At 72.3% G+C, this 1,816-nt stretch carries 1 protein-coding gene and 1 pseudogene; both read right to left on the bottom strand.

All coding sequences use genetic code 11. The features are described from left to right. Nucleotides 1–222, bottom strand: a pseudogene (locus tag G6031_RS17930) (hypothetical protein); the annotation flags it as partial. Then, a complete protein-coding gene (locus tag G6031_RS17925) occupies nucleotides 215–1,591 on the bottom strand; it encodes a phosphomannomutase/phosphoglucomutase (RefSeq protein WP_179526177.1) in 1,377 nt (458 codons plus the stop codon). The gene G6031_RS17925 and the pseudogene G6031_RS17930, both read right to left, overlap by 8 nt. Nucleotides 1,592–1,816 lie beyond the last annotated feature (225 nt).

Below are 1,816 nucleotides of genomic sequence, written 5' to 3'. Positions count from 1 at the left end.
GCGGGCCCGGTCCGAGCGACCCGAGACCCACACGAGCGCCCGGGGCCGGAACCCGGTGAGGCCGTCCAGCGCCCCCGAGTCGACGGCCGTCGCGACCGATCGGAGCTGGGCCCCGGCCATCGACGCGTGGAGCAGGGCCCCGGTGGCGTCGGAGGAGCGCAGGGCCTCGGCGTCGTCCAGGTCCACCCGGCCGGCCCCGGTGTCGCTGGTCAGGTCAGGCACGGACGATCGCGAGGACCTCGTCGACCACCGCGGCGACGTCCTCCCTGGTGGGCGCCTCCGCGTTGAGGCGCAGCAGCGGTTCGGTGTTGGAGGCCCGCAGGTTGAACCACGCGCCGTCACCGAGGTCGACGGTCACGCCGTCGAGTCGGTCCACCGACACGGCCCGGCCGGAGAACGCGTCGATGACCTCCTCCATCCGGGCCACCTGCGCCTCCGCGGAGTCCAGCGTCGAGTTGATCTCCCCGGACGCCGCGTACCGGGTGTACTCGGCCATCACCTGGGACAGCGGGGCGTCCTGCTCCCCGAGGGCGGCGAGGGTGTGCATCGCGGCGAGCATCCCCGAGTCGGCGCCCCAGAAGTCACGGAAGTAGTAGTGCGCCGAGTGCTCGCCGCCGAAGATCGCACCGGTGTCCGCCATCTGGGCCTTGATGAAGCTGTGGCCGACGCGGGTTCGGACCGCGACGCCGCCCTTCTCCTCGACCAGTTCGGGGACGGCCCGGGAGGTGATCAGGTTGTAGATGATCGAGGCGCCGGGTTCCTTGTCGAGCTCGCGCCCGGCCACCAGCGCCGTGATGGCCGACGGGGCGACGGGCTCACCCCGCTCGTCCACCACGAAGCAGCGGTCGGCGTCGCCGTCGAAGGCGAGTCCGATGTCCGCCCCGCTCTCCCGCACCAGCGCCTGGAGGTCGACCAGGTTGGCCGGTTCGAGGGGGTTGGCCTCGTGATTGGGGAAGTTGCCGTCGAGCTCGAAGTACAGCGGGACGATCTCCAGCGGCAGTCCGCTGAGGACCGCGGGCACGGTGTGGCCGCCCATCCCGTTCCCGGCGTCGACCGCCACCTTGAGCTGACGGATGCCCGACAGGTCGACCAGCTCGCGGAGGTACGCACCGTAGCCGTCGAGGACGTCACGCTCGGAGACCGTCCCGGCCTCACCGTCGTGGGCGGGGACCCCCGCGACGACCTCGTCGGCGATCGTCCGGAGTCCGGACTCCTGGCCGACCGGCTTGGCACCCGCACGGCACAGCTTGATGCCGTTGTACCGGGCCGGGTTGTGGCTGGCGGTGAACATGGCGCCCGGGCAGTCGAGCAGTCCCGAGGCGTAGTAGAGCTGGTCGGTCGACGCGAGGCCGATCGTCACCACGTCCAGCCCCTGGGAGGTGACGCCGTCGCCGAACGCCCGGGACAACGACGGGGAGGAGTCCCGCATGTCATGGCCGACCACCACGGTCTCCGACCCCTCGGACCGCATCAGACGGGCGAACGACGCACCCACCTCGCGGACGAAGTCCTCGTCGATCTGCTCGCCCACGACGCCGCGGACATCGTAGGCCTTGATGACTGCTCGGACGGACTCGGCGCTGCGTGCCACGTGCTGCTCCAGGGATGAGAGGCGGTCGGACGGTGTCATCATTCGACCCTACCCGGCGGGTTACCGGCCGGGCCGTCGCTTGCGGCCGCGGGCTGGTCGGTGACCCGTCAGCCGAGTCCCGGCCCCGGCTCCCGCGCACGGTCGACGGGACCCGCCGAGGGGGCCTCGTCGCCGTCGGGGGCGTTGGGGACCACCCGCAGGTGGGGGCGGCCACCGGAGGGCTCC

This window comes from Dietzia sp. CQ4, assembly GCF_014145125.1.
Classification (GTDB): domain Bacteria; phylum Actinomycetota; class Actinomycetes; order Mycobacteriales; family Mycobacteriaceae; genus Dietzia; species Dietzia natronolimnaea.
The sequence above is the reverse complement of the archived record's forward strand: the minus strand, read 5'-3'. Positions and strand labels throughout refer to the sequence as shown.